Here is a 5,405-nt window from a genome sequence, read left to right as displayed (position 1 = left end):
TGATGGAACCATGCCATCCAGCGATCTTGCCATCCCGTTCTTTGGCTACAAATCCCACATCTCCATCGATCGGAAGCTTCGGTTCATCCGAAAATGGAAGACGACGGATGCCGCTGCCAGTGATGGTGCGCGATTGAGAGAGGGGCTGCTGGATAAAACCAATACGGCCTCAAGCGTCTGGGCAGACACGGCCTATCGCTCAAAAGCCAACGAAGAATTCATGGAAAAGCAGGGCTTTGCGTCAAAGGTTCACAGGAAGAAGCCACATCTCATACCCATGCCACTCCATATCCAGCGGTCCAATGCAGGAAAGTCCGTGATCCGATCCCGCGTCGAGCACGTCTTTGCCGATCAGAAGTCCAGATAGGGCTGTTCGTGCGAACCGTAGGCTTAACGCGGGCCACCATGAGGATCGGGCAGGCCAATATCGTCTACAACATGCGCCGCTTCCTCTTCCTGCAGCGGATCAGCACCACAGCGTAGCTATCAAGCGGGTAACAGCTCACAATCTGCTCAAAACGCAGACCGGATGCCATCACAAAAACCGTCAATCAAATCGCCAAAAGCCAGAAATTACAGCCCAAGCACATCAATCAAGGGGTTTTCGCCCCTCCATTTCCCTGACAAACAGGCGGATTTACCTCTCAGTTTTTTGTTGAAAGAACCCGTTCCGTAGTTACATAGGCATCTATCAATGCTTGATTGTCGCGCGTAATTTTGACCATTAGCGTTGCCCCTAACCACATTTTGTAAAGCATTTCTGCTGTTTTTTTAGGTTCTTCTGATATTTTTACTGACCCGTCCATGATTGCATATTCTATGGCCTGTGTAATTTTATCGACGACGCTTGCTGTCCCATGTATCAGCACTCCCCTCATGCTCTGACATATCTGAGACTTCAGCTCCAAGCTTTACTGTAAGACACTTTCCTGTCGTGGGAGCATTTTTTTGAGTATTGCACCACTTCTCCCAATAAAGCATCAATCGTTCTCGCCCAGTCATATCTGGAGCTTGGAATAAATTCTCAAGAATTTTTAGATAGGAATCGAAATAATTCTCTAGCACTTCAACTCCAAGAATATCCTTAGACTTGAAATAATGATAAAATGACCCCTTTGGAACACCTGCCTCGGCTAGAATTTCATTTAACCCAGCTGATGCAAAACCTTTCCGGCTAATGATCATACGGGCCGCCTGCAGAATTGCCTGCTTAGTATCGCGGTTATGCGTCGTGTGTTGCATGAAGATCATAACTCATATATGAAATTGAATAGACCAGTCGTCTACAAACGAGCAGCCAAAAGATTTCGGGAGTTTTTTTAGTTCCATGTTTTTTTCAAGAGGTAAAAGTAAAAATCAAGTTGACGTGAGAACAGTACATCAAATTCTTGCAGAGTCAATATTTGAGCATACTCTGAGCGGATGTTTTTATTTGAAAGATGGTAAGGTCGCTGATTGCAATAATGCGATGCTTGATCTGGTTGGTGGCAGCAGAGAGCAGATCATCGGGTTAAGTGTTGAAAAATTTTCGCCTGATTTTCAGCCTAATGGGAAAAAATCAAGTGATGCCACACAGGAAATAGTAGGAAACCTTATAAAATATAGAAACCCAATCCAATTTGATTGGATGCATGTCCGTATGGACGGAACAATTCTTCCTGTTTTTGCAACAATATTTCTTATAAGCATTGAAGGGAATGACGAAATTGCGGTTGTCTGGGAAGATCGGCGTGAGCATTTTGCCGCACAGGAACAGCAGAAAAAAAACCAAACAAATATAGAATTTATGACTGAGTCTTTCCGTCGGGTTTTACAGGCTATAAAATCAGGCGATCTTACCGCAACATTAGATCAAGCCTTTGCTCCTGAATATGAATCTATCAGAAAAGATTTCAATGAAGGACTTTGCGCCATTAGTGAGGCGATGCAGCAAATTACAAGCAATACGACTGTTGTCAGTAATACATCAGCTGAAGTTTCCACGGCAACCGATGATCTGGCACGGCGGACTGAAGAACAGGCATCCAGCCTTGAGCAGACGACAGTCACTGTTTCATCCATTAATAAAAACATGCATAAAATAGCAGAAATAACAAAAGACGCTCGTAACACATCTGATTTGACAAAAAAAAGCGTAGCGCTTTCACAAAATGCCATTAGCAAAACTATGAATGCTATGAGTAAAATAGAAGAATCTTCCAAAAAAATTAACTCTATCATAGAAACTATTAACGGAATTTCATTTCAAACAAATATTCTCGCTCTCAATGCCGCGGTTGAAGCCGCCAGAGCCGGTGAGCATGGTCGTGGGTTTTCTGTTGTTGCAAGCGAGATCAGAACGCTGGCTCAACGCACTGCCGATGAATCAAAAAATATACAGGAACTCATTTCCCGCTCTTACGCTGACATCAACCATGGCGTTGGGTTTGTTGAAGATACCGAAAAATGTATTCGAGACATTACAAGCCAGATTGATGATTTGGGAAATCTGATTGAAAATGTTTCAACATCAGCTGCCGAGCAATCCAGTGGTTTGAACGAAATCAATCTGACAATGAACGAAATGGATGCCATTACTCAAAAAAATGCGGCCATGGTGGAAGAGACGACTGCTGCGGTTCATAATCTAGCACGCGAAGCAACGTCATTGAGGGAGATCGTCAGTCATTTCACTACAGAGGATATTAGAGCTACAGGCTTGCCACCACGCCTTGCGTTGGTAAGATAACTTACCTCATGAATTAAACATTCATTTAAATATGTGGAAGCGGAGACTGTATTTTCATTAAAAATGAGAATACAGTCTATATTTAGAGATTTAATTGATAATAACGCATATTGTTTATGAATTATTATCGTAATATAATCCATACACTTCGGATCATATGGGAATGACAGAGGAGAGTTCCGTGGAATTTAACATACTTCACCACACGGAATTGATCATAACTCGTATCCGTAAACAGATGTCACCTCCTAATTGAATTAACAAAAGACACCCCAATGATAGTTTTTCCATGCAATCAGTGCATAGAGCAGGAATACAACCAATTATTCCAAAAGAACCTTGTTGAAATTTACTATCAACCGATTCTTGATGAATATTTAAATATTGTATGCTTTGAGCAACTCATGAGAGTGAAATGCAGATGCGGCAAGATATTCTCACCAGATCATTTTAAGCCTCTTTTGACTGAGAATACTCTCCATAAAAAAGTGACCGCACTGTGTCTTGAATCTGCAGAAAAATTCATAAAGAAATACGATGGAAGGTATAGTGTCTCTATTAATATTTCTCAAGTAGATATAAATAACAAAGTTTTTTTTGGATCAGTTGAAAGAAATTTCAAAGAAAACTCCTCGGGTTCCAAAAAATATAATTTTAGAGATTTCGGAGCGCATGAAAGTGAACAAGAATATTGTTGAAAAAATAAAAAGACTTATAAATTATGGTTACAAATTTTCTCTTGATGACTTCTTTTCTGAGCATAGTACTCTGCTTCCTGTGATCGATATAGATCTTTACGGAATCAAAATTGACAAAGGTATGTTGGTTAACTTTTCGTCTAATTTAAAAACACAAGCATTAATAGAAGCCATCATATATTATTGTAAAAGGATGCAAATCTATTGTTACGCTGAAGGGGTGGAAACCATTAATGCGTTTTATGAACTAAAAGGTATGGGGGTTAGGCGCTTCCAGGGATTTTTTTGCTCTCCTGCTGTGAGCTTCAACCAACTCGACAAGCTTATCGAGGATTGGAATAGGCGATATGTAGCAGGTCATACTCATGAGTGAGCACACCAAGAGTAACAATCGTGAAGATCATCTGGTCACCACACTGCGCCGCCTTGGACGCGAAAAGCTGGCGGAGCGGACGATTGAGACGGTTCTTCAGCTCACGCCAGATACCGAAACGGTCGCAGTGACACTCCGTGCGGCTGGCCGGCGCTTATCTCGCAAGGCTGAGGCCATCAGGCGCGAGGGATCCCGTGCTGTCCGGGCCCAAGTCAAAGGCACCGATTTTTCGATGTTCTCTGATTTCGACGCGCTACAGGAGCACGCGCGCCTCTGCTTGCAAGAAACAGTCGATGCCTTTCTGGAACTGGTGGCGCAGGCAGAAGATGAGCGCTTCCAGATCGAGCAGATTACCCAGAACACGACTGTCGAGCAGAGGCTGAGCGATCCCGTTTTCCGTGCCAGACGGGAAGCCGCAGCCGTGGCTCTGCATCAGGCATGGGAAAGCGGACACTGGATTGCCGGTGCATGGGAAGCCTTTGGCAAAGTGTTCGATGCCTACCGAAAAGCAAACCCTCCCCCGTCGGCCGCTTTTTCCAGAAACGACACAGGGCCGGTCCGTCAGGATCTGGTCACGCGCAAGATCGTCTCTCTTGATGCCTGGAAAACGGCGACCGGTAGTCATTGGGTCTGCGGGTCATGATCGCGTGACGCCCTTGTAGCGTGGATCCGCCTGTAGCCGCGCCATGATACGACGACGCACCTCATCCCCCGTGATTTCGCCTCGTGCGCACGCTTCCAGATCCGCTGCTGCCTCTGGTGAAATCGGCTGCCCTTCCCGGGCCGCGCTGGCCAGCGCGTCCTGAACCGCTTGTAGGCGGTGTTCCTTGTCAGAATCTGTGAGCGTTTTCATGTGTTGCCTCATCGTTGATCGTGAGTTTTACCTCCAGATACCGGCTTGAGCGAGGGGCAAAAAAACCCGCCACTCCAGTTTTCCCATAAGATTAAACGGATAGCGACATCGGACCACGCTCGGACTGAAATAGGCTTGCGTTCCTCTTTTGTTCTGGTGTAGCCAGAGGGTGTAAAGGAGCCCTCCCATGCACCAGGACAAGACGGATACGCTGGCCCTTCTGCGCGAGAAAATCCGCCGGATGGAAGCCCCCCCACCTGTGTCGGCTGACAGGCTGCCAACCGGGTTTGCGGCTCTTGATGCCCATCTGGACGGTGGTCTGGCGCGAGGCTGCGTGCATGAAGTCTTCAGCACCGGACGCGACAGGCTTTATGGCTCCCGTTCAGCCGCCTTTGTCGCCCATGTGCTGGCCCGCACGACCGGGCCGGTGATCTGGGCGAGTGAAGACTATCCCGACCTGTCCGCCCCGGGCATCCGCCAGTCTGGCCTTAATCCTGGTCGCCTGCTCTGCATCACTACCCGCAAGGGCGCTCTGGAAGCTCTGTGCGAGGACGTGCTGAACGAGCGCGGGGTCTGTGCCCTGGTCGCGGATCTGCGCACACCGCTTTCGCTCACCCAGTCCCGGCGCCTCGTGCTGGCCGCCAGTCGAAGCCAGGTCAGCGGCTTCCTGCTCTGTCGCACGGCGGGCGCGGTAAGTGAGCCACCTGCCAGCGCCAGCATGACCCGCTGGCGGATCGGCGGCAGCCCCTCGGC

At 47.1% G+C, this 5,405-nt stretch carries 8 protein-coding genes and 1 pseudogene; 6 read left to right on the top strand and 3 right to left on the bottom strand.

All coding sequences use genetic code 11. The features are described 5' to 3' along the window. Positions 1-483: pseudogene (locus JCM25143_RS20090) on the top strand (transposase); the annotation flags it as partial. Positions 484-644: 161 nt separating this feature from the next. On the opposite strand, the gene JCM25143_RS22895 reads toward JCM25143_RS20090, so the two are convergent. Continuing rightward, positions 645-806 carry a hypothetical protein gene (locus JCM25143_RS22895; protein WP_199897908.1) on the bottom strand — a complete coding sequence of 54 codons (162 nt, stop codon included), beginning with the start codon at positions 804-806 and terminating at the stop codon, positions 645-647. A 28-nt stretch (positions 807-834) separates the two neighbouring features. Continuing rightward, positions 835-1,242: a TetR/AcrR family transcriptional regulator gene (locus tag JCM25143_RS22890; RefSeq protein WP_234395326.1), complete on the bottom strand. Its 408-nt coding sequence runs from the start codon at positions 1,240-1,242 to the stop codon at positions 835-837. Between the two features lie 85 nt (positions 1,243-1,327). On the opposite strand from JCM25143_RS22890, the gene JCM25143_RS20080 reads away from it, so the two are divergent. The 4 genes from JCM25143_RS20080 (at position 1,328) to JCM25143_RS14345 (ending at position 4,442) form a co-directional block, all read left to right on the top strand. Further along, positions 1,328-2,728: a methyl-accepting chemotaxis protein gene (locus tag JCM25143_RS20080; protein ID WP_081773612.1), complete on the top strand. Its 1,401-nt coding sequence runs from the start codon at positions 1,328-1,330 to the stop codon at positions 2,726-2,728. Between the two features lie 275 nt (positions 2,729-3,003). Next, positions 3,004-3,426 (top strand): EAL domain-containing protein, encoded by a 423-nt coding sequence (locus JCM25143_RS21740; RefSeq protein WP_081773611.1) that lies wholly within the window; start codon positions 3,004-3,006, stop codon positions 3,424-3,426. Beyond that, entirely contained in the window at positions 3,401-3,799 is a 399-nt protein-coding gene (locus tag JCM25143_RS14350; RefSeq protein WP_025861727.1) for an EAL domain-containing protein, read from the top strand. Before JCM25143_RS21740 ends, JCM25143_RS14350 begins: the two co-directional genes overlap by 26 nt. Next, positions 3,792-4,442, top strand: coding sequence for a hypothetical protein (locus JCM25143_RS14345; protein WP_025861726.1), 651 nt, complete (start codon positions 3,792-3,794; stop codon positions 4,440-4,442). The genes JCM25143_RS14350 and JCM25143_RS14345 overlap by 8 nt, the downstream gene beginning before the upstream one ends. On the opposite strand, the gene JCM25143_RS14340 is transcribed toward JCM25143_RS14345, so the two are convergent. Then, positions 4,437-4,652 carry an antitoxin VbhA family protein gene (locus JCM25143_RS14340; RefSeq protein ID WP_025861725.1) on the bottom strand — a complete coding sequence of 72 codons (216 nt, stop codon included), beginning with the start codon at positions 4,650-4,652 and terminating at the stop codon, positions 4,437-4,439. The two genes, JCM25143_RS14345 and JCM25143_RS14340, sit on opposite strands and share 6 nt — an antisense overlap. A 187-nt stretch (positions 4,653-4,839) precedes the next feature. On the opposite strand from JCM25143_RS14340, the gene JCM25143_RS14335 reads away from it, so the two are divergent. Further along, positions 4,840-5,405 (top strand): ImuA family protein (locus tag JCM25143_RS14335; protein ID WP_025861723.1); only part of this gene is annotated, 566 nt, incomplete at its 3' end.

The organism is Acetobacter papayae JCM 25143, from assembly GCF_000613285.1.
Lineage (GTDB): Bacteria > Pseudomonadota > Alphaproteobacteria > Acetobacterales > Acetobacteraceae > Acetobacter > Acetobacter papayae.
The sequence above is the reverse complement of the archived record's forward strand: the minus strand, read 5'-3'. Positions and strand labels throughout refer to the sequence as shown.

What these genes read in the sequence shown, in the direction of transcription:
- JCM25143_RS22895 (WP_199897908.1), bottom strand. Translation starts at nt 806, where the DNA reads ATGGACGGGTCAGTAAAAATATCAGAAGAACCTAAAAAAACAGCAGAA.
- JCM25143_RS22890 (WP_234395326.1), bottom strand. Translation starts at nt 1,242, where the DNA reads ATGCAACACACGACGCATAACCGCGATACTAAGCAGGCAATTCTGCAG.
- JCM25143_RS20080 (WP_081773612.1), top strand. Translation starts at nt 1,328, where the DNA reads ATGTTTTTTTCAAGAGGTAAAAGTAAAAATCAAGTTGACGTGAGAACA.
- JCM25143_RS21740 (WP_081773611.1), top strand. Translation starts at nt 3,004, where the DNA reads ATGATAGTTTTTCCATGCAATCAGTGCATAGAGCAGGAATACAACCAA.
- JCM25143_RS14350 (WP_025861727.1), top strand. Translation starts at nt 3,401, where the DNA reads ATGAAAGTGAACAAGAATATTGTTGAAAAAATAAAAAGACTTATAAAT.
- JCM25143_RS14345 (WP_025861726.1), top strand. Translation starts at nt 3,792, where the DNA reads ATGAGTGAGCACACCAAGAGTAACAATCGTGAAGATCATCTGGTCACC.
- JCM25143_RS14340 (WP_025861725.1), bottom strand. Translation starts at nt 4,652, where the DNA reads ATGAAAACGCTCACAGATTCTGACAAGGAACACCGCCTACAAGCGGTT.